We start from the raw sequence: 22,118 nt of genomic DNA on the forward strand, positions 1-22,118 counted from the left end.
AGACCCCGCGACTCCGACGTGGTCCGCCGGAGAGGCCCTGGGCGGCTGGGGTCGAAGAGGTCGATGGGTGCGCGGTGGCGCCGGTGGGCGCGGGGTCGGCGACGATCTCACCGACGGCGGGCACGAACTCGGTGGCCGCCGGCGGAGGCTGGACACGCCACAGGTGCGTGACATGTCCGGACCTCCGCGCGGTCAGCGGCGGATGCGGGTCATCTTCGGGTCGAACAAGGGCTCGTCGGCGACGGTCGCCGGGACCTTCTCACCGAAGTACTCGATGTGGACGCCCGTACCGGCAGGGAGCTGCGGCAGCCACGCGTACGCGACGCAGCGGCCCAGCGTGTAGCCGTACGAGGCGCTGGTGACGTAGCCGGACGGGACCCCTTCGACGTGGACGGGCTCCTTGCCGAGCACGACGGCCGCCGGGTCGTCCAGGAGGAGCGGCGTGAGCCTGCGGGCCGGCCGCTCGCCCTTGCGCTCCAGCGCCGACCTACCAAGGAAGTCACCGCGGTCCATGCGGACGGCGAATCCGACGCCCGCCTCGTACGGGTCGTGCTCCTCGGTCATGTCGTGGCCCCAGGAGCGGTAACCCTTCTCCAGGCGCAGGCTGTTGAAGGCCGAGCGCCCGGCCGCGATCACGCCGTGTTCCCGCCCCGCCTCCCACAGCGTGTCCCACAGGCGCAGCCCCAGGTCGGCCGTGGTGTACAGCTCCCAGCCGAGCTCACCGACGTACGACAGGCGCATCGCGGTGACCGGCACATGGCCGAGGTAGGTCTGCTTGGCGCGGAAGTAGCCGAAGCCCTCGTGCGAGAAGTCGTCGCGGGTCAGCGGCTGGACGAGGTCGCGGGCGCGCGGGCCCCAGACGCCGATGCAGCAGGTGCCGGAGGTGATGTCCCTGATCTGCACATCAGCGGGCGCGTGCCGTGTGAGCCAGTCCAGGTCGGCGGGGGAGTTCGCCCCGATCTGGAAGCGGTCCGGCGCGAGACGGGCGACGGTCAGGTCCGAACGGATGCCTCCCGCCTCGTTCAGGAGCAGCGTGTACGTGACCGCGCCCGGCTTCTTCGCGAGATTGTTCGACGTCATGCGCTGGAGGAAGGCGAGGGCACCCGGGCCCGTGACCTCCAGTCGGCGCAGGGGCGTCATGTCGTAGAGGGCTACCTTCTCGCGGGTGGCCCTGGCCTCGGCGGCCGCGACGGGCGACCAGTAGCGGGCCGACCAGGCGTCGCGTTCGGGCAGGTCACCGGTGGGCAGGTCCGCGTTCGCCTCGTACCAGTGCGGACGCTCCCAGCCGCCGCCCTCCAGGAAGTACGCGCCGAGCTGCTCCTGGCGGGCGTGGAAGGGGCTGACCCGCAGCGGGCGCGGCTGCTCCGCCGGCTGGAGCGGGTGCAGGATGTCGTAGACCTCGGTGAACTGCTGCGCCCCGCGGTCGTGCACGTAGGAGGGGGAGCGCTGGGCGTCCTCGAACCGGGTGAGGTCGCACTCGTGCACGTCGACGGAGGGCCGTCCGTCGACCATCCACTCGGCGACCGCCTTGGCGACGCCCGCGGAGTGCGTGACCCAGACCGCCTCGGCCAGCCAGAAACCGCGCAGCGCACGGGTCTCGCCGAGGACAGGCATCCCGTCGGGTGTGAAGGAGAAGACGCCGTTGAAGCCCTCCTCGATCTCGGTCTCACGCAGCGCGGGGATCAGCCACCGGCAGTCCTCCCAGCTGGGCGCCCAGTCCTCCTCGGTGAAAGGCAGCGACGAGGGCATGTCCAGCCCGCTCGCCCGCGCCTCGTCGTGGTCGAGGACCTTGAACGGGTCGACGGGCAGCGGCTTGTGGGCGTAGCTGCCGATGCCGATGCGGTCGGTGTGCTCACGGAAGTACAGATCACGGTCCTGGAAGCGGAGGATCGGCTTCGAGGCTTCCGTGCGGGGGTTGTTGGCTCCTTCGAGCTCCCCCATCGGCTCGGTCTTCGCGTACTGGTGCGCGAGGGGCAGGAGCGGGACGTCCACGCCCGCCATGCGGCCGATCACCGGGCCCCAGAATCCGGCGGCGGAGACGACGTGGTCGGCGGGGAAGCTGCCGCGGTCGGTGACCACCGCGGTGACCCGGCCGTCCTCCTGCTCGATGCCGGTGACCGTGTGCCGGTCGAGGAACGTGGCGCCGCGCTCGCGGGCGCGTTCCATCTGGGCGCGGGAGGCGAGCAGGGCACGGGCCAGGCCGTCGTCGGGGGTGTGGAAGCCGCCGAGCACGGCCGATTCGTCGATGAGGGGCCACAGTTCCTTGCAGCGCGCGGCACTGACGAGTTCGCCGCGCACGCCCCAGGAGGCGGCGTAACCGGCCTTGCGGTGCAGGTCGGCCCAGCGCTCCGGGGTGGTCGCCAGCTCCAGGCCGCCCACCGGGTTGAAGCAGGGAAGTCCGTCCACCTCAAGGGTGTTGAACTTCTCCACTGTGTACCGGGCGAACTCCGTGAGGGTCTTGGACGGGCCCGTCTGGAAGACAAGGCCCGGCGCGTGCGAGGTGGAACCGCCGGGGGCCGGCAGCGGGCCCTGTTCGAGGACGGTGACGTCGGTCCAGCCGCGGGCGGTGAGTTCGTCGGCGAGGGAGCAGCCGACGATTCCGGCGCCGATGACGACGACGCGAGGGCTGGATGGTCCGGGCTTTTCGGGCGTGCTGGACATGCCCCTCCTCATGCTGGTGGGGATGGAATGGCCTTGTGCGGCAGGTGTGTCGGCGCGCTCCGCGAGGTGCCGGCGGACGGGGGCGTCGGTCGCGGCGGCGGCCGTGACCGACGCAGCGTCGTGCGCGGCGTCGAGGATCAGGGCCTCCTCGTCGTCGCCGATCAGCCGGACGTTGTCGGCGACGTCGAACGTCTCGCCGTCCAGGTGAACGTGCCCGAGGGGATGAGGCGTTCGGTGCGGGCCGCGGCGCTCACAGGACCACCACCGAGCGCAGCACCTCGCCGCGGTGCATCTTCGCGAACGCCGCCTCCACCTGGTCGAGGGCGATCGTCTCGGTCACGAACGCGTTCAGATCGAGCAGCCCGTAGAGGTACTGGTCGATGAGGACCGGGAAGTCACGGCTCGGCAGGCAGTCCCCGTACCAGGAGGACTTGAGCGATCCGCCGCGCGAGAACAGGTCGATGAGCGGAATGTCCACCGTCATGTCCGGCTCGGGCACCCCGACCTGGACCAGCACGCCCGCGTGGTCGCGCATGTAGAACGCCTGCTTGTACGTCTCCGGGCGGCCGACCGCGTCGATGGCGATGTCGACGCCGAACCCGCCGGTGAGCGCGCGCACCGCCTCGATCGGGTCCGTGCCACGGGAGTTGACCGTGTGCGTGGCGCCGAACCGTTCGGCCTGGTCGAGCTTCTTGTCGTCGATGTCGACGGCGATCACGCGGCGCGCGCCGTTGAGGCAGGCGCCCGCGATGGCCGCGTTGCCGACGCCGCCGCAGCCGATGACGGCGACGGTGTCGCCGCGCTGGACGTTGCCGGTGTTCACGGCCGCGCCGTAGCCGGCCATCACTCCGCAGCCGATCAGACCCGCGGCCTCGGGGCGCGCCGCCGGGTCGACCTTGATCGCCTGTCCTGCCGCGACCAGGGTCTTCTCGGCGAACGCGCCGATGCCGAGCGCAGGGCTCAGCGGCGTTCCGTCGAGAAGGGTCATCGGCTGCGCCGCGTTGCGCGAGTCGAAGCAGTACCAGGGGCGACCGCGGCGGCAGGAACGGCAGTTGCCGCAGGGGGCGCGCCAGGCGAGCACCACGTAGTCACCCGGGGTGAGGTCGGTGACCCCGTCTCCGACGGACTCGACGGTGCCGGCGGCCTCATGGCCGAGCAGGAACGGGAAGTCGTCGTTGATGGCGCCCTCCCGGTAGTGCAGATCCGTGTGGCACACCCCGCACGCCTGCACCTTGACCAGCACCTCGCCCGGGCCGGGATCGGGCACGACGATCGTCTGTACCTCGACGGGTGCGCCCTTCTTCACAGCGACGACGGCGCGGACCTCATGTGGCACGACCAAACTCCTCTGCTGTTGCGCAATGCACGCCCAGTTGCGCGATGAGGAACATCTTGGAAATGCCATCAAGGCCCCGTCAAGAGGTGGGAGTTAATGCTTCGCAAAACGATCGGCCGCCCCGAAACCTCATCGACACACGCAGAACGCGGGGCCAGGTTTCCCTGACCCCGCGTTCAGTAATCGTGCTGAGGAACGTCCTGCTAGAAGCCGTACCCCATCCGGCGCGAGAGCTCGGCGGATGCCGCGACCGTGCGTTTGGCCAGCTCGGGGAGGTGTTCCTCGGTCAGCCGGTACACGGGACCCGACGCGCTGATCGCGCCGATGACCTTTCCGTCGTGGGCGAACACGGGGGCCGCGACCGCTGCGAGGCCGACCTCCAGCTCCTCCACGGCGATGGCGAACCCCTGGTCGAGCACGGCCTCCAGCTCGGCGCGCAGCGATGCAGCCCCGGTGCCCGTGTGCGGTGTGAAGCGCGCCAGCGGGCGGGCGAGGAGGCCCTCGCGCAGCGCGGACGGCAGATGGGCGAGCAGCACCTTGCCGCTCGACGTGGCGTGCAGGGGGGTGCGTCTGCCCAGCCAGTTCTGCGCCGTCACGGAGGCCGAGCCGCGCGCCTGCATGATGTTGACGGCGACGTCGTCGTCGAGGATCGCGATGTTGACCGTCTCGCCCAGCTCGTCGGCCAGTTCACGGCAGACGGGCACCCCCTCCTGGGAGATGTCGAGGCGCACTGCCGCCGCCCCCGCGAGGTGCAGTACACCCGCCCCCAGGTAGTACTTGCCGCGGTCCTTGGCCTGCCCGACCAGGCCTCGGTTCTCCAGGACTCCCAGCAGTCGGAACGCGGTGGACTTGTGCACGTCCAGCTCGTCGGCGATCTCCGTGACCCCCGCCTCACCGTGCCGGGCGAGGATCTCGAGGACACTCACCGCGCGGTCCACGGACTGGACGGCGCCGGCTGCGCCCTTCGAGGTCTTCTCCGGTGCCGTCGTGCCTGGTTCAGCCTGCAATTCCTTGCGGGTCATCACTCAACTCTCACCACCTTGCGACCCCTTGGCGGGTCGCATCTTCGAGAAGCCCTTGACGCGGCGGGCACCTCGACCGGATTCTGTTGCGCATAGCGCTCCCTCATGCGCCATACGAAACTTCATGTTACCGAACAGTCCTGAGCCAGACAGTCCTGGACCAAGAGGGGGGCCCGTGATTCCCGTCTGCCGCCTTGAAGACCTCCCCGATGGCGGATCCGTCCGCATCGACACAGCACCGCCCATCGCCGTCTTCCACGCTGACGGTGAGCTGTACGCCATCGACGACACCTGCACACACCAGGACGCCTCCCTGTCGGAGGGTTGGCTGGAGGGCTGTCTGGTCGAATGCCCGCTTCACGAGGCTTCATTCGATCTCCGTACGGGGCAGCCGACCTGCCTGCCCGCCCGCCGTCCCGTACGCACCCACCGGGTGACCGTCGATGACGGCGTGGTCCACGTCCACCCGGCAGCCGAGGAAGGTACCGCCGCATGAGCACTGTCAACGCAATGACGAGCGACTCCGGGATGAGGACCGTGACCGTGGTGGGTGCCTCGCTCGCGGGGCTGTACGCCGCCCGCGAGCTGCGCTCCCAGGGCTTCGACGGCCGCCTCGTCATCGTGGGGGAGGAGCCGCACCGCCCGTACGACCGCCCGCCGCTGTCCAAGGACTTCCTCGTCGGGAAGGCCGACGAGGACCGGCTCGCGCTCTCCGACGTCGACGAGACGCTGGAACTGGGCGCCGAGTGGATGTTCGGCGTACGGGCCCGCGGGCTCGACGCGCGTGGACGCACGGTCCTCCTGGAGGGCGGCCGCACGGTGTCCACGGACGGGGTCGTCATCGCCACCGGGGCGAGCGCCCGCCGGCTGCCCGGACCCGCCCTCGCGGGCGTGCACACCCTCAGGACTCTCGACGACGCGCGCTCCCTGCGTGCCGAACTGCTGCGCGGGCCGCGGCGCGTGGTCGTGATCGGCGGCGGGTTCATCGGCGCCGAGACGGCCTCCTCGTGCGCCGCGCTCGGCCACGCGGTCACCGTCGTGGAGGCGGCGCCGCTACCGCTCCTGCCCCAACTCGGGCCGGAGATGGCCGCGGTGTGCGCGGGGCTCCACGCGCGCGGCGGGGTGGAACTGGTGACGGGCGTCGGGGTCGCGGCCCTGCACGGCGACACCGCTGTCCACGGCGTGGAGCTGGCCGACGGGCGTGTGCTGCCCGCCGACGTGGTCGTCGTCGGCATCGGGGCCGTCCCCAACACGGGCTGGCTCGCCGGTTCGACGCTCGCCCTGCACGACGGGGTGCTCTGCGACGACGGCTGCGTCACGGCGCTTCCTCAGGTCGTGGCCGTGGGTGATGTGGCACGCGTGGGCGGGGCGCGGGCCGAGCACTGGACGAGCGCCACGGCCCAGCCGCGCGTCGCCGTACGCAATCTGCTGGCGGGCCGCACCGTCGAGACCGTTCGGCCGCTGCCGTACTTCTGGTCGGACCAGTACGGCTCGCGCATCCAGTTCGCCGGGCGCAGGAGGGACGGGGACCTGGTCCGCGTCGTCGAAGGCGCCGTGGAGGACGGGAGCTTCCTCGCACTCTACGAGCGCGGCGGCGAGACCACGGCCGCGCTCGCGGTGGACCGGCCGCGACCGTTCACACGGGTGCGCCGGGAGCTGGCACGCGGCGAGGCACGACCGGTCGTGCAGAGCGTCGCGGAGCCGGTGGCGCTGTGACGATTGCTCTCGCCCGGGCGGCGCAGACAGCTGACACCTGTCCCAGCGCCACGTGACCGCCACCGATCCCACCCCACCTGCCTACGCAGGCCCGCGCACGCGCACGTATCCGCCGACGCTCCGCCTGCACGCGCCTACGTATGCGTCAACTGTCCGGCCCCGCCACGCCTCCGTACGCGTTCCGGGGCCGGACGGCCCTGCGCGCGCGCCTGCCGGCGGGCCTGGCGACGCTCCCTGCGCAGCTGCCGTGCCGTGCTGTTGGGCGCGGACACCACGCCGTTGCGCTGGTTCCACACCTGTCGGGTCACCCAGACGTCCAGTACTCCCCAGGTCGCCACGACCGTGCTCCCCACGCTGCTCAGCACCATCGGGAACGCCAGCCATGAGTCGGCGAAGGTGCACAGGAACGCGATCACCGCCTGCATCAGTGTCAGCGCGATGATGAGCACCGCCCGCACCGCCGCCGTCCGCACCGGATCCGGCAGCCGACGCCGCCCCGCCGGCTCCTCGACCCACAACTCCCCGCACCGCTCTGCCGTGCCCATCAGTTCGTCACTCCCCACCGCCGTCACAGCCCGCCGCCCTGGGTGCTCCCGCACCGGGACTCTTCGATGGCTGCCCGGATTGCGCCGCTTTACGCTGCCCGCTCACCTCGTGCGGGCCTCATCACGTATGACCCGTAAGGAAGGACGTACGGCGGCGTCGAAAGATTCCCCCGGATTGCGGCGGTCACTTCCGCCCCGTCGAAGATCGATCGATTCCGGCCAACTGCCGCCCGAGCCGGGCCGGATGGCGCCGGAATCCGAGCGCCACTTTGCGGGATGCAATCTCCCGCAATGCCCGGACACATGCTGACGTCCCACTCCACCCGCCAACGGACAGCATCCGGACAGCCCTTCGAGTTGCTCCTGCGTCAGTAGTAGGCTCGCGCCGTTTGTTGCCGCACATGTGTACCCCTGACCGCAGGGGTCGATCTGGGGGAGGCCATGCGCTTTCGCGGGAAGTCCATCCGCCGGAAGATCGTGGCGTTGCTCCTGGTGCCGCTGGTGTCCCTGACCGCCATCTGGGCTTTCTCCACGGTGATCACGGGCCGCGCCGCCACTCAGCTGGTTTCGGCGGGGAAGGTCATCGACGAGATCGGCTACCCGATCTCCGACGCCGCGCGGACCCTTCAGGTCGAGCGCCGCCAGACCCTTGTCTACCTGGCCGACCCCCGGGCCTCCGACGCACTCTCCAAGCTGCGCAGCCGCCGCAGCGCCGCCGACGAGGCGATGGCCCAGATCAGGGCGAAGGCCGAGAACTCCGGGATCCGCGACGACATGAGCGACGACTCCCGGCGCCGCATCTCCACCGTCGTCGAGGGATTCGACGGCATCGAGTCCCTGCGCCGCAACGTCGACGAAGGAACCGTCACGCGCGAGCAGGCACTCGACTTCTACAACCGCCTCATCGACCCGACGTACGACTTCCTGCTCACGCTCACCTCCTTCGACAACTCGACGATGGACCGCCAGGGCCGCGCCGTCATCGGCGTGCTGCGCGCGCGTGAACTGCTGTCCCGTGAGGACGCGTTGGTCGGCTCGGCGCTCGTCGCCCGCCGGATCACGCACAAGGAACTGCGTCAGGTCTCCGACCTCGTCGCCCAGCGCGCCATCCTGTACGACACCAGTCTCGCGCTGCTCCCCGACGACGACCGCGCGGAGTTCGAGCGCTACTGGAAGAGCGCGGACACGGCGGCTCTGCGTACGGCGGAGAACGCACTCGCCGACTCCACGGCCGGCACCCCCAGGGGCGTCACCGCACGCGCCTGGAACGACGCTTCGGGCCACGTGCTCGACGAACTGGTCAAACGCGACACCGCCGCCACGGAGCGCTACCAGGACCGGGCGCGCCCCATCGCGATCGATGTCTTCCTGCAGGCCGGAGTAGCCGGTGTGCTCGGCCTGCTCGCGGTGCTGCTCTCGCTGTTCCTGTCCGTACGCATCGGCCGCGGCCTCGTCCGCGACCTGCGGCGGCTGCGCCTGGAGGCCCACGAGGCCTCAGGTGTCCGGCTGCCCGGCGTGATGCGCCGCCTCGCGGCCGGCGAACGCGTCGACGTGGAGACCGAGGCCCCCCGCCTGGAGTACGACAAGAACGAGATCGGGCAGGTCGGCCAGGCGCTCAACACCCTTCAGCGCTCCGCCGTCGAAGCCGCCGTCAAGCAGGCCGAACTGCGCCACGGCGTCTCCGAGGTCTTCGTCAACCTCGCCCGGCGCAGCCAGGTGCTCCTCCACAAGCAGCTCACCCTGCTCGACACGATGGAACGCAGGACCGAGGACACCGACGAACTCGCCGACCTGTTCCGCCTCGACCACCTGACCACGCGCATGCGGCGCCACGCGGAGGGCCTGGTGATCCTCTCCGGGGCCGCCCCCTCCCGGCAGTGGCGCCGGCCCGTCCAGCTCATGGACATCGTCCGGGCCTCCGTCGCCGAGGTGGAGGACTACGAGCGCATCGAGGTCCGGCGCCTGCCGCGCATCGCGGTCACCGGCCCCGCCGTCGCCGACCTCACCCACCTCGTGGCCGAACTCCTCGAGAACGCCACGGTGTTCTCGCCGCCGCACACCGCCGTGCACGTCATCGGCGAGCGTGTCGCGAACGGCTTCACCCTGGAGATCCACGACCGGGGCCTCGGCATGGCGGCCGACGCGCTCCTCGACGCCAATCTGCGGCTCGCCGAGACGCCCGAGTTCGAACTCTCCGACACCGACCGGCTCGGCCTGTTCGTGGTCAGCCGGCTCGCCCAGCGCCAGAACGTCCGTGTCTCGCTCCAGCCGTCCCCGTACGGCGGCACGACCGCGATCGTCTTCATCCCGGACACCCTGCTCACCGACGCCCCCGACACCGAGGGCGCCGGCTTCCGTCTCGACCGTCCTCACAGCGCCGGGCGCGGCGATGCCCCGGGTGTGCGCTCCCCGAAGCTCTCCACGGCGGGCAGCCCGCTCCCGGGCCTTCCGGCCTCTCTGCTGGACGGGCCCGTGGAGCTGGAGGCGCCGCTCGCGGCGTCGGACCTCGCACCCTTCCCCGGCGCGCTCGATGACGAGGACAGTGAGCGGGGCGGGCTCTTCCGGCCGCGCCGCCGCCCCGCCGGGCTCCCCGGAGAGCAGCACCAGCACACGCGCGACGAGTTCGAGGTGCGGGCGGAGCCCACCCACCGGGCCGACGGCCCCGAGGGTGACGACGCGCCCGTGCCGCTGCCGCGCCGCCAGGCACCGAAGCTCGTCAGCTCGCACGGCAGGCCCGTCACCCACACGAGGCCCGGCGAGTCGGAATCGGAGAACCGACGCACCGACGACCGGTACGAGAACCCGGGCGGCGTCCCACGGGATCCCGAGGCCCCGACCCCGGACACCCCGGGGGACCCGTACCCCGGGGAAGCCCCGGAGGGACCCCGCGAGCGCCGTCTCACTTCGGCGTCCGCGCCGGATCTGCCGCGCAGGCGCGCCCGTGCCGAGGCCTCGCAGGACGCGACTCCCGCACGTCGCCCGGAGCCGGTGCGCGACCCCGCGCCGGAACCGGCCACCGACGCCCCCGCGCCGAGCTTGCCGAGTGGCCTGCCCCGCCGTGTGCGCCAGGCCAATCTCGCCCCGCAGCTCAAGGAAGGACCCGATCTGCGCGCCGACCGCGCCGCGGACCGGGAGGGGCCCAACCACTCGGACAGCCCCGCCGAGCGCGACGCCGACGAGGTCCGCAACCGGATGGCCTCGCTCCAGCGGGGCTGGCGCCGTGGCCGTGAGGAGAACGCCGCAGGCGACGACGCCTCCGACGGCACAGCACAGGGAACGACATCTGAGGGGGACGGTCGATGACCGCACCGAAGGCCGCCGCACACACCACCGCGAACGGCGGTTCCGGGGAGCTGAACTGGCTCCTGGACGACCTGGTGGAGCGCGTCGCCAGTATCCGCAAGGCACTCGTGCTCTCCGGGGACGGCCTGCCGACCGGGGTCTCGAAGGACCTCACCCGGGAGGACAGCGAGCATCTCGCCGCCGTCGCCTCCGGCTTCCACAGCCTGGCCAAGGGGGTCGGCCGGCACTTCGAGGCGGGCAGCGTCCGCCAGACCGTCGTGGAGCTGGACGACGCCTTCCTCTTCGTCACGGCAGCCGGCGACGGCAGCTGCCTCGCCGTGCTGTCGGACGCGGACTCCGACGTCGGTCTCGTCGCGTACGAGATGACCTTGCTGGTCAAGCGGGTCGGCGTGCATCTGGGGACCGCTCCGCGCACCGATCTGTCCGCCGGCGGGTAGTGGGCCGGTATGAGCCCTGACGGGGAGGGGACGCAGGAGACGCACCACTGGTTCGACGACGACGCCGGACCGGTGGTTCGCCCGTACGCCATGACACGCGGCCGCACCACCAGCGCGGCCCAGCATCGCCTCGACCTGATCGCGGTCGTCGTCGCGGAACACCGCACCGGCGACCCCGCCGCCGACCAGACGCTGTCCCCGGAACACGTGGACATCGTCGGACTGTGCCGCGACAGCCCCCAGTCGGTGGCCGAACTCGCCGCGGAACTCGACCTTCCGATCGGCGTCGTACGCGTCCTCATCGGCGATCTCGTCGATGAGGAACTGGTCCATGTGACCCGGCCCGTACCCCCTGCCGAGCTCCCGGACGAGAGTATTCTGCGCGACGTGATCAACGGTCTCAGGGCGCTCTGACCCACGCGTACACCGAGGCCACACACGGGGGTGGGGACCAGGCGAGCAGCGGGGCGAACAACGGAGACGCGCGTGACAGGCTGGCAGTTCTGGATCGACCGAGGCGGCACGTTCACCGATGTCGTCGCGCGGCACCCCGACGGACGCCTGCTCACCCACAAGCTTCTGTCCGACAACCCCGCCCGCTACCGCGACCCCGCCGTCGCGGCGATCCGCGAACTTCTCGACAGCGAGGGCGAGTCGGGGCACGCCCACGTCGACTCCGTCCGCATGGGCACCACCGTCGCCACCAACGCCCTCCTGGAACGCAAGGGCGAACGCACCGCCCTGGTGGTCACCCGGGGCTTCCGTGACGCCCTGCGCATCGCCTATCAGAACAGGCCCCGCATCTTCGCCCGCCGCATCGAGCTGCCCGAACTGCTCCACGAACGGGTCATCGAGGCCGACGAGCGCATCGACGCCCAGGGCACCGTGCTCACCCCCCTCGACACGGACGCACTCGAAGTGTCGCTGCGCCAGGCGTACGACGACGGGATCAGGGCCCTCGCCGTCGTCTGCATGCACAGCCACCTGTACCCCGACCACGAGCGGCGGATCGGCGCCCTCGCCGCCCGGATCGGCTTCCCGCAGATCTCGCTCTCCAGCGAGGTCAGCCCCCTGATGAAGCTGGTCCCGCGCGGGGACACGACAGTCGTCGACGCCTATCTGTCGCCGGTCCTTCGCCGCTACGTCCAGCAGGTGGCGGACCAACTCACGGGCGTACGCCTCATGTTCATGCAGTCCAACGGCGGGCTCACCGAGGCCGGGCAGTTCCGCGGCAAGGACGCCATCCTGTCCGGCCCCGCCGGCGGCATCGTGGGCATGGCCCGGGTCTCCCGCCTCGCCGGCTTCGACCGCGTCATCGGCTTCGACATGGGCGGCACGTCCACGGACGTGTCGCACTACGCGGGGGCGTACGAGCGCGTCTTCACCACGCAGATCGCCGGAGTGCGCCTGCGCGCCCCGATGCTCGACATCCACACCGTCGCGGCCGGCGGCGGCTCCGTCCTCCACTTCGACGGCAGCCGCTACCGCGTCGGTCCCGACTCCGCGGGCGCCGACCCGGGGCCCGCCTGCTACCGCGGCGGCGGCCCCCTCACCGTCACCGATGCGAACGTGGCGCTCGGGCGCATCCAACCCGCCCATTTCCCCCGCGTGTTCGGCCCCGACGGGGACCAGCCACTGGACCACACCCTCGTACGGGACCGCTTCGCCGCGCTCGCTCGCGAGATCCGCGACCGCACCGGCGACGACCGCACCCCGGAGCAGGTCGCCGAGGGCTATCTGCAGATCGCCGTCGCCAACATCGCGAACGCCGTGAAGCGGATCTCCGTCCAGAAGGGCCACGACGTCACCCGCTACGCCCTCACCACGTTCGGCGGGGCCGGTGGCCAGCACGCGTGCCGGGTCGCCGACTCGCTCGGCATCCGCACCGTCCTCGTACCGCCCATGGCCGGAGTCCTGTCCGCGCTCGGCATCGGTCTCGCCGACACGACCGCCATGCGCGAGCAGTCCGCCGAGGCACCGCTCGAACCGTCCGCCATGCCGCACGTCCACAAGACCGCCGACGACCTGGAGGGCGCGGCCCGCGCCGAACTCCTCGCCGAGGACGTGCCCGAGGACCGAGTCCGCGTCACCCGCCGGGCCCAACTGCGCTACGACGGTACCGACACCACGCTCACCGTGGAACTCACGGACCCGGACACGATGCGCGCCGCCTTCGAAGAACGCCATCGCGCCACCTACTCCTTCACCCTCGACCGCCCTCTCGTCGTCGAAGCACTCTCCGTCGAAGCAACCGGCCTCACCGCACCCCCCGATCTGTCCGCCCTGACGCCCCGCTCGGCCCCGCCCGCCGCCTCGGAGACCGTCAGCCTCCACACCGGCGGCACCTGGCGCGACGTGCCCCTGCACCGACGTGACCGACTGCCGCCCGGCGAGAGCGTCACCGGGCCCGCGATCATCGCCGAGTCCGGCTCCACGACGGTCGTGGACGACGGCTGGCGGGCGGCCGTGACGGACGACGGCCACCTGATCATGGAACGCGCGGCGGTCACGGAGAGTTCCGACATCGGCACGGAAGCCGATCCCGTACTCCTCGAAGTCTTCAACAACCTCTTCATGTCGATCGCCGAACAGATGGGCGCCCGCCTGGAGTCCACCTCCCAGTCGGTCAACATCAAGGAGCGCCTCGACTTCTCGTGCGCGCTCTTCGACCCCGACGGCAGCCTCGTCGCCAACGCCCCCCACATCCCCGTGCACCTGGGATCCATGGGCACCAGCGTCAAGGAGGTCATCCGCCGCCGCGGCGCGCGCATGAGGCCGGGCGACAGCTACGCCGTCAACGACCCCTACCACGGGGGCACCCACCTTCCCGACGTCACGGTCATCACCCCGGTCTTCGACACGGAGGGTGAGCGGATCCTGTTCTACGTCGCCTCGCGCGGCCACCACGCGGAGATCGGCGGCATCGCCCCCGGGTCCATGCCCGCGGGCAGCCGCACCATCGACGAGGAAGGCATCCTCTTCGACAACTGGCTGCTCGTCGAAGGGGGCGGCTTCCGAGAGACGGAGACCCTGGGCCTGCTCACCGGCGGCCCCTATCCGTCCCGCAATCCGCGGACCAACCTCGCCGACCTGCGCGCCCAGATCGCCGCCAACCAGAAGGGCGTCGACGAAGTCGCCCGCATGATCGACCACTTCGGGCTCGACGTCGTCCAGGCGTACATGAAGCACGTCCAGGACAACGCCGAAGAGGCCGTGCGCCGCGTCGTCGACGCCCTGCAGGACGGTGAGTTCGCCTACGAGACGGACTCCGGGGCCACGATCCGCGTCCGGGTCACCGTGGACCGCGAACAGCGCGGCGCGACCATCGACTTCACCGGCACATCGGCACAGCTCGCCACCAACTTCAACGCGCCCTTCGCCGTCGTCAACGCGGCCGTCCTGTACGTCTTCCGCACCCTCGTGGACGACGACATCCCCCTCAACGACGGCTGCCTGCGCCCCTTGCACATCGTCGTCCCCCCGGGCTCGTTCCTCGCCCCCGAGCCACCCGCCGCCGTCGTCGCCGGCAACGTGGAGACCTCCCAGGCCATCACCGGAGCCCTCTACGCGGCCCTGGGCGTCCAGGCCGAGGGCTCCGGGACGATGAACAACGTGACCTTCGGCAACGAGAGCCACCAGTACTACGAGACCGTGGCCTCGGGCTCCGGAGCAGGCGACGGCTTCCACGGAGCGCCCGCCGTACAGACCCACATGACCAACTCGCGTCTCACCGACCCCGAGGTCCTGGAGTGGCGACTGCCCGTCCTGCTCGAGGAGTTCGCCGTGCGGCGCGGCAGCGGGGGCCCCGGACGCTGGCGCGGCGGCGACGGCGCCGTACGCCGTCTCCGCTTCCTCGAACCCATGACCGTGTCCACGCTCTCGCAGCACCGCAGAGTCCCGCCGTACGGCATGGCGGGCGGCGGGCCGGGAGCCCTGGGCGCCAACTCCGTGGAGCACCCCGACGGCACGGTCGACCGGCTCGCCGGCAGCGACTCGGCGGACGTGCTCCCCGGGGACGTACTCGTCATCGATACCCCCGGAGGCGGCGGATACGGTCCGCCGCCGCCCGCCGGGAACGACCACAGCGACAGCAGTGAGGCAGGAGAAGAGACCCATGATCTTCGGGCGTTCTGAGCGCGGCAAGCCCCCCGTGGAGCCCGTCACGCTCAAGATCCTCGTGGCCGGCGGATTCGGCGTGGGCAAGACGACGCTCGTCGGTGCGGTCAGCGAGATCAAGCCCCTGCGCACCGAGGAGCTGCTGAGCGAGGCGGGCCGCCCGCTCGACGACACCCGGGGCGTCGAGGGCAAGCACACCACCACGGTCGCCATGGACTTCGGGCGGATCACGCTCCGCGAGGACCTGGTGCTCTACCTCTTCGGCACGCCCGGGCAGGACCGCTTCTGGTTCCTGTGGGACGAGCTGGCGACCGGCGCCCTGGGAGCCGTCGTGCTCGCCGACACCCGCCGCCTGGAGGACTGTTTCGCCGCCGTCGACTACTTCGAACGGCGCTCCATACCGTTCGTGGTGGGCGTCAACTGCTTCGAGGGATCGGCCCGTTACCCGGCTGATGCCGTACGTCAGGCCCTCGACCTCGACTCCGACGTGCCCGTTCTGATGTGCGACGCGCGTGAGAAGGAGACCGTCAAGGAGGTCCTCATCGGGGTCGTCGAGCATGCGATGGCCGTGGGCGCGCGTCACCGCCAGCCGGCCACCACCTGATCCGCCGGCGCGGTAACCGATCACATGGGAACGGGCCCCCTGGGAACTGACACCCGTGGGCACGGGCCCCATGGGAACGGACTCCATGGGAACGGCCCGCACCCTCGCCGACCGGGGTGCGGACCGTCGTCCACGCGCGCGTGGCCCGCGTCAGGACCACGCGCCAGTCACAACAGGCGCGCGCCGACCGTCACGCCTCGTCGTCGTGCCAGCCGAAGCTCTTCTCCACGGCCTTGCGCCAGTTGCGGTACTCGCGCTCACGGGTCCCGCCGTCCATCGCCGGTGTCCACTCCGCGTCGCGCTGCCAGTGCGCCTTGAGTTCGTCCAGGTCGTTCCACACCCCCGTCGCGAGCCCGGCCGCGTACGCGGCGCCCAGGCACGTCGTCTCAGACACCCGAGGCCGGATCACCGGCACGCCGAGGACATCCGCCTGATGCTGCATCAGCAGGTTGTTCTTCGTCATGCCGCCGTCCACCTTCAGCGTGGTGATCTGTACCCCGGAGTCCTGGTACATCGCGTCGACGACCTCGCGCGTCTGCCAGCTCGTCGCCTCCAGGACCGCCCGCGCCAGATGGGCCTTGGTGACGTACCGCGTCAGGCCCGTGATGACACCCCGCGCGTCCGAGCGCCAGTACGGCGCGAACAGGCCGGAGAACGCGGGCACGATGTAGGCGCCGCCGTTGTCGGTCACACTCGCCGCGAGCGTCTCGATCTCGTCGGCCGTGCGGATGATCCCGAGCTGGTCGCGGAACCACTGGACCAGCGCGCCGGTGATCGCGATCGACCCTTCGAGGCAGTACACGGGAGCCTCGGAGCCGATCTTGTACCCCATGGTGGTGAGCAGCCCGTTCTTCGAGGGGACGGGCCGGTTCCCGGTGTTGAGCAGCAGGAAACTGCCTGTGCCGTACGTGTTCTTGGCCGTCCCCGTGTCGTAGCAGGCCTGCCCGAAGACCGCCGCCTGCTGGTCGCCGAGCGCGGACGCGACCGGCACGCCGGAGAGCTGGCCGACGGCCGTCCCGTAGACCTCGGCCGACGACCTGATCTCCGGTAGCACCGCCTCCGGCACGTTCATCGCCGACAGGATCCCCTGGTCCCACTGGAGCGTCTCCAGGTTCATCAGCATGGTGCGCCCGGCGTTGGTGACGTCGGTGACGTGCACGCCGCCGTCGGTGCCGCCCGTCAGATTCCAGATGAGCCAGGAGTCGATGGTGCCGAACGCTATCTCGCCACGCTCGGCGCGGGCCCGCAGCCCCGGCACGTTGTCGAGCAGCCAGGCCGCCTTGGGTCCGGAGAAATAGCTCGCGAGCGGCAGACCGGTCTGCTCCCGGAAGCGGTCCTGCCCGTCCGTGCCGCCCAGTTCGTTGCACAGCGCGGACGTACGGGTGTCCTGCCACACGATCGCGTTGTGCACGGGCCGGCCCGTGGCCCGGTCCCAAAGGACCGTCGTCTCACGCTGGTTGGTGATGCCGAGCGCGCTGAGGTCGTCGGCCCGCAGCCCGGCCTTGGCGAGCGCGCCGGCGACCACGGCCTGCACCTTGGACCAGATCTCGGTGGCGTCGTGCTCCACCCAGCCGGGCTTCGGGAAGATCTGCCGGTGCTCGCGCTGGTCGACGGCGACGATCTCGCCGCCGTGGTTGAAGATGATGCAGCGGCTCGACGTGGTGCCCTGGTCGATGGCGGCGACGTACTTCTCATCGTTGTCGGGCATGTGACTCCCCTTCGTCTTCGTCCGAGGTCCCCGCGCGCGGGGACGCGAAAGCGGCGTGGCGGCTGCGCGGCCGCGGTCAGAACGCCGCGTTGTAGATGAGCCCCGCCAGCGCGCCGCCGATCAGCGGCCCGGCCACCGGGATGATGGCGTAACCCCAGCCGGACGTGCCCTTGTTGGGGATCGGAAGGAACGAGTGCACGATGCGCGGGCCGAGGTCGCGCGCCGGGTTGATGGCGTACCCGGTGGGCCCACCGAGCGAGAGGCCGATGCCGACCACCAGGAAGGCCACGACGAGCACCGTCGCACCGGACTCGCCGAGCCCTTTGGTGAGCCCGAACGCGAGGATGGGCAGCACGAGGGCGACGGTCGCGATGATCTCGGTGATCAGGTTGGCCACGGGGTTGTTGATCTCGGGGATCGTGGAGAAGATCCCGAGTGTGGGAGTGGGCCCGTTGTCTTCCGCTTCACCGTCGGCGGACTCCGACGTGACGTTGGCGTTGAACTGGGCCAGGTAGACGAGATAGGCCAGCACGGCGCCCAGCATCGCGCCGACCATCTGGCCCAGCAGATAGACCCAGACCTTGTCCCACTTGCCGGTGTCCACGGCGATGCCGATCGTCACCGCCGGGTTGAGCTGGCCCCCCGACAGCGGCGCGGCGGTGTACGCACCGGCCAGCACGCCGAAGCCCCAGCCGAACGCGATGACGACCCATCCCGAGGCTCTCGCCTTGGAATGCCTGAGCGTGACCGCGGCGCACACGCCTGCGCCGAACAGAATCAGAATCGCGGTACCGATGACCTCACCGACGAAGATGTCTCCATTGCTCATGGCGGCTCCTAAGCCCTCGTCCGGAGCGATACGCCCCGGTCCTCAGTGCAGGGTGCGTTTTCCATGGCTGGTTCCGGATGGCTCTGGCTGCAACGGCCGACGACGAGGGTTCCCGCGCCCCGCCCGGCGCCCGCGACAAGCGTTCCCGCTCAGTCGGATCGCTCGTATCGCCGCAAGGAGAAGGCCCTGACCTGCCTGAACGCGACAGGAGGAGCCCGACGGACAGGCTGGGGCCCTGAGCGGCGGTGGGACGACGTGCGGCGATGCCGACTGACACGGGGAAGTGTTCACCGGCCGTGATGGAGCGTCAAGGTCGCGGACGGGAACGGTTGGCGGCGCCCGCCCGTACGGCCCGCGCCCGCCTCATCCCGTGGCTGCCCGGCCCGATTCCGCTTCCGCGCGCGGTCCTGTCCCCGCCCAGACGGCCCCGGACACCGGGGCCGCCCCCGAACGCATGCCCCGCCGCACCTCGTGCCCCGGCGTGTCCGAGCGTCCGATGACCCAACTCGCCCCCGGCAGAGCCTTGGCGGCCTGTTTGAGTGGCGCCAGCGAGGCGGCCGCCTGCCGGTGGTCGGCGACGCTGCCCGCCGCGCACAGCACCGTGGCGAGCGACATCGTGACGGGCCGCCCGCCCGCCGCCCAGGGCACGTCGAGCACCGCGGAAGCCAGCGGATCGAGCCCGTCCGGATCGGCCAGGACCAGGAAGTCGTCGCCCCCGATGTGCCCCACCCTGGTCGCCCCCGACGCGGCCCGTTCCAGGGACCTGCCCACCTCGCGGATCAGGTCGTCACCCGCGGCGAACCCCGCCCCGTCGTTGACCTGCTTGAACCCGTCGATGTCCAGCCAGCTCAGGGCGAACCCGCGCCCCTGCGCGATCCGCCGGTCCACCTCGTCCGTGATGGAGTCCGAACCGGGCAGCCGCGTCAGCGGATTGAGCGCCGCCGCCTCCTCGACCCGGCTCTCGGCCAGGGCGCGCACGAGGTCGGCGAGGCGCACGATGCCCACGCACCGGCCCCGCTCGTCGACGACCGCGACGTCGTCGGCCGTACGGCTGCGCTCGCCGTCCGCGAGTACGTCGAGTACCTGCCAGGCGGTGGCGTCCACGCCCACCGTGCGCGGCCGGTCACCGTGGCGGGCGGCCGGCCGGTCGGCGTAGAGCGCGTGCCCGTAGCGGCCCGACAGGGACAACAGGAAGCGGTCCCGCTGCACCGAGCGCACCGGTGCGCCCGCCGAGTCCACCAGGAGGACGCCGGACACGTCGGGAGACCCGGTGAGCAGGGCGCGTACGCGCCCCGCCGACGCCGAGGCGGGCAGCAGTGCGGCGGGCCGCACGAACTGGCGCACCGGCGGTCCCGAAGGCGGCGGTGACGCCACCGGGGGAGTCAGCGCCGGGACGTACACATCGGCCGCCGGCAGCCGCGACGGCGGCGCGAACAGCTCGCCCTGGGCCAGCTGCGCACCGGCCTCCCGAGCGGCGCCGCACTGCATCTCCGTCTCCACGCCCTCGACGGCGAGCAGCGCGCCCAGCCCCTCGCACAGTGTCCGCATCGCGCTCACCGACGCGGGACGCGACAGCAGCGAGGCATCGAGCTTCACGAGGTCCGGCGCCAGGTCGACCAGGAGCCGCAGGGGCAGGTCGCCGTCACCGACGCCGTCCGCACAGATCCGGAAGCCCTCCTCGCGCAGGGCCGTGACCCCCTCCAGAAGCGCCAGGTGTGGCACGTGGGTGAACGGGGGACCGATGTCGACCGTCACTTCCCAGGGCAGCCGCCCCACGTCCCGGACGGCCTCCCGGAGTGCGGCGAGACCACCGAGGTCCGCCACCGTCCCCGCGAACACATTGACGTGCAGCGGCAGGAGCGTCTCCCGCTGCGCCGCCGAGCGCACCGCCAACGCGGCTAGCCGGCCGTCGAGTTCGGGGTCGCGCCGGGCCTGTGCCAGCACGTCGCCGACCTCCGGACGGGCGAGTATCTCCAGGGCCGCCACGGCTCCGGTCGTCAGGTTGACGACCGGCTGGAAGGCGAAACGGAGAGCGTCCGTCCAGGAAGGCACGGAAGCATAATGGCGCCCCCGGCGCGCGCCCAGGCGCAGTTCACGAGCTGTTCACGCACCCTTTTCGGCCGAACACGCAGCGTACGGATCCATGGGAGGCCGCCGGTCAGCGGACCGCGACCACGGACGAGCCGTGCCCGAACAGTCCCTGATTCGCGGTGATTCCCACGCGGGCGTCCGCCACCTGCCGGGCGCCCGCCGTGCCGCGCAGCTGCCATGTGAGCTCGCAGACCTGGGCGATGGCCTGTGCGGGGACCGCCTCGCCGAAGGACGCGAGTCCGCCACTGGCGTTCACGGGTATGCGCCCGCCCGGCGCCGTAGCCCCCTCCCTCAGCAGCTTCGCCGCCTCGCCCTCGCCGCACAGCCCCAGATCCTCGTACCACTGGAGCTCCAGAGCGGTCGACAGGTCGTACACCTCGGCGAGGGAGAGGTCTTCCGGGCCGATTCCGGCCTCCTCGTACGCGGCCCGCGCGATGGAGGCGCGGAAGGTGACGCCGTCCGGCTCGACGGCCGCCGCCGAGTCGGTGGCGATGTCCGGGAGGTCGAGCACCGTGTTCGGATACGTCGGCGTGACCGTCGACACCGCGCGGATCCGCACCGGGTTGCGCACTCCGTGTCTGCGCGCGAAGTCCATGCCGCACAGCACGAGGGCGGCCGCCCCGTCGGACGTGGCGCAGATGTCCAGGAGCCGCAGCGGATCGGCGACGACCGCCGACGCGGCCACCTCCTCGGCCGTCACCGTCTTGCGGTACCGGGCATTCGGATTGAGCGCGCCCGCCGCCGCGTTCTTCACCTTGACCTGCGCGAAGTCCTCCAGCGTGTCCCCGTGCGCAGCCATGCGCCGACGCGCGTACAGGCCGAAGTACGCCGGGTTGGTCGCGCCGAGGACCCGGAACCGCAGCCAGTCCGGATCGTCGTGCCGGTCCCCGCCCGCGGGCCGGAAGAACCCCTTGGGCGCGGCGTCGGCACCCACCACGAGCACGACGTCGGCGAGCCCCGCGAGGATCTGTGTACGCGCCGCGTTGACCGCCTGGGCGCCCGAGGCGCACGCCGCGTACACGCTTGCGACCCGCGCGCCCTGCCAGCCGAGCGCCTTCGCGAACGTCGCGCCCGCCACATAGCCCGGGTACCCGCCCCGCACCGTGTCCGCGCCCACGACGGAGTCCACGTCGCGCCAGTCGACCCCGGCGTCGGCGAGCGCCGCCCGCGCAGCCACCGTCCCGTACTCGACGAAACCGCGCCCCCACTTGCCCCAGGGGTGCATGCCCGCACCGAGCACCGCCACGTCGTCCGTCATGCCGCCACCCCCGTCGGCCGCCAGTGCCACGTCGTCCAGGTCGTGTCCCCGTCCTCGTCGAGCACGCCGGGCACGACCTCCACCTCCATGCCCACCTCCAGGTCGGTCACGGAGACCCCGGGAACCGCCTGCCCGAGCACCACCAGGCGCTCCGCCTCCAGCTCCACAGCGATCAACGTGTAGGGCTGCCACGGAAGTTCCGGATCGGACACGTACGGCGCGGGCGGCCGGTACCGGCTGTCCGTGTACGACCAGACCCGGCCGCGCGGGGAGAGCGGCACGGAGAGCAGCTCCCCTCCGGCGCAGCCGGGGTTGCGACAGAAGGTGTCCTCGCGGGGGAAGAAGACCGAGGCGCAGGCCGAGCAGCGCGTGCCGAGCAGCCGGAAGTCCTCCCCCTCCCCGGTGAACCAATCGGCTACGACAGGTGTGTGCGTACGCGACAAGGCCCCTCCCGCGCTGGATTCCGACGACGCCACCAGAACACCAGCAGAT

16 protein-coding genes are annotated in these 22,118 nt (G+C 71.5%); 7 read left to right on the forward strand and 9 right to left on the reverse strand.

Annotated elements, in window-relative coordinates; genetic code table 11:
- Nucleotides 1-192: 192 nt before the first annotated feature.
- The 3 genes from ACZ67T_RS15785 to ACZ67T_RS15795 all read right to left on the reverse strand — a co-directional run bounded on the left by ACZ67T_RS15785 (nt 193) and on the right by ACZ67T_RS15795 (nt 5,019).
- Nucleotides 193-2,661: a GcvT family protein gene (locus ACZ67T_RS15785; RefSeq protein ID WP_469984378.1), complete on the reverse strand. Its 2,469-nt coding sequence runs from the start codon at nt 2,659-2,661 to the stop codon at nt 193-195.
- A 250-nt stretch (nt 2,662-2,911) separates the two neighbouring features.
- Nucleotides 2,912-3,997 (reverse strand): S-(hydroxymethyl)mycothiol dehydrogenase, encoded by a 1,086-nt coding sequence (locus ACZ67T_RS15790; RefSeq protein WP_469984379.1) that lies wholly within the window; start codon nt 3,995-3,997, stop codon nt 2,912-2,914.
- A gap of 203 nt (nt 3,998-4,200) precedes the next feature.
- Nucleotides 4,201-5,019, reverse strand: a complete 819-nt coding sequence (locus ACZ67T_RS15795; protein ID WP_469984381.1) for an IclR family transcriptional regulator — start codon at nt 5,017-5,019, stop codon at nt 4,201-4,203.
- 175 nt (nt 5,020-5,194) lie between these two features.
- On the opposite strand from ACZ67T_RS15795, the gene ACZ67T_RS15800 reads away from it, so the two are divergent.
- Both ACZ67T_RS15800 and ACZ67T_RS15805 read left to right on the forward strand, forming a co-directional pair.
- Nucleotides 5,195-5,515, forward strand: a complete 321-nt coding sequence (locus tag ACZ67T_RS15800) for a bifunctional 3-phenylpropionate/cinnamic acid dioxygenase ferredoxin subunit (RefSeq protein WP_469984383.1) — start codon at nt 5,195-5,197, stop codon at nt 5,513-5,515.
- A gap of 32 nt (nt 5,516-5,547) precedes the next feature.
- A complete protein-coding gene (locus tag ACZ67T_RS15805; protein ID WP_469984429.1) occupies nt 5,548-6,735 on the forward strand; it encodes an NAD(P)/FAD-dependent oxidoreductase in 1,188 nt (395 codons plus the stop codon).
- Between the two features lie 134 nt (nt 6,736-6,869).
- Here the strand turns inward: ACZ67T_RS15805 and ACZ67T_RS15810 are convergent, their stop codons facing one another.
- Nucleotides 6,870-7,307, reverse strand: a complete 438-nt coding sequence (locus ACZ67T_RS15810; protein WP_469984384.1) for a hypothetical protein — start codon at nt 7,305-7,307, stop codon at nt 6,870-6,872.
- 414 nt (nt 7,308-7,721) lie between these two features.
- Between ACZ67T_RS15810 and ACZ67T_RS15815 the strand changes: the two genes are divergently transcribed.
- From ACZ67T_RS15815 to ACZ67T_RS15835, 5 genes are all read left to right on the forward strand, one after another.
- On the forward strand, nt 7,722-10,583 hold the full coding sequence (locus ACZ67T_RS15815) for a nitrate- and nitrite sensing domain-containing protein (protein WP_469984385.1): 2,862 nt from the start codon (nt 7,722-7,724) through the stop codon (nt 10,581-10,583).
- Nucleotides 10,580-11,020, forward strand: coding sequence for a roadblock/LC7 domain-containing protein (locus tag ACZ67T_RS15820; protein ID WP_100597501.1), 441 nt, complete (start codon nt 10,580-10,582; stop codon nt 11,018-11,020). Before ACZ67T_RS15815 ends, ACZ67T_RS15820 begins: the two co-directional genes overlap by 4 nt.
- A 9-nt stretch (nt 11,021-11,029) precedes the next feature.
- Nucleotides 11,030-11,434: a DUF742 domain-containing protein gene (locus ACZ67T_RS15825; protein ID WP_266566735.1), complete on the forward strand. Its 405-nt coding sequence runs from the start codon at nt 11,030-11,032 to the stop codon at nt 11,432-11,434.
- Between the two features lie 72 nt (nt 11,435-11,506).
- A complete protein-coding gene (locus tag ACZ67T_RS15830) occupies nt 11,507-15,154 on the forward strand; it encodes a hydantoinase B/oxoprolinase family protein (RefSeq protein ID WP_469984387.1) in 3,648 nt (1,215 codons plus the stop codon).
- A complete protein-coding gene (locus ACZ67T_RS15835; RefSeq protein ID WP_469984388.1) occupies nt 15,135-15,740 on the forward strand; it encodes a GTP-binding protein in 606 nt (201 codons plus the stop codon). The genes ACZ67T_RS15830 and ACZ67T_RS15835 overlap by 20 nt, the downstream gene beginning before the upstream one ends.
- 190 nt (nt 15,741-15,930) lie before the next feature.
- On the opposite strand, the gene glpK is transcribed toward ACZ67T_RS15835, so the two are convergent.
- The 5 genes from glpK to ACZ67T_RS15860 all read right to left on the reverse strand — a co-directional run bounded on the left by glpK (nt 15,931) and on the right by ACZ67T_RS15860 (nt 22,069).
- Nucleotides 15,931-17,448: a glycerol kinase GlpK gene (gene glpK, locus ACZ67T_RS15840; RefSeq protein ID WP_469984389.1), complete on the reverse strand. Its 1,518-nt coding sequence runs from the start codon at nt 17,446-17,448 to the stop codon at nt 15,931-15,933.
- 76 nt (nt 17,449-17,524) lie between these two features.
- Nucleotides 17,525-18,277 (reverse strand): MIP/aquaporin family protein, encoded by a 753-nt coding sequence (locus ACZ67T_RS15845; protein ID WP_469984390.1) that lies wholly within the window; start codon nt 18,275-18,277, stop codon nt 17,525-17,527.
- A gap of 363 nt (nt 18,278-18,640) precedes the next feature.
- On the reverse strand, nt 18,641-20,329 hold the full coding sequence (locus ACZ67T_RS15850) for an EAL domain-containing protein (RefSeq protein ID WP_469984391.1): 1,689 nt from the start codon (nt 20,327-20,329) through the stop codon (nt 18,641-18,643).
- Nucleotides 20,330-20,435: 106 nt separating this feature from the next.
- The gene (locus ACZ67T_RS15855; RefSeq protein WP_469984393.1) at nt 20,436-21,626 is read right to left on the reverse strand and encodes a lipid-transfer protein; all 1,191 of its coding nucleotides are present in this window, start codon (nt 21,624-21,626) and stop codon (nt 20,436-20,438) included.
- The gene (locus ACZ67T_RS15860) at nt 21,623-22,069 is read right to left on the reverse strand and encodes a Zn-ribbon domain-containing OB-fold protein (protein WP_469984395.1); all 447 of its coding nucleotides are present in this window, start codon (nt 22,067-22,069) and stop codon (nt 21,623-21,625) included. Before ACZ67T_RS15860 ends, ACZ67T_RS15855 begins: the two co-directional genes overlap by 4 nt.
- Between the last annotated feature and the right edge of the window lie 49 nt (nt 22,070-22,118).

This window comes from Streptomyces sp. NPDC107517, assembly GCF_055582645.1.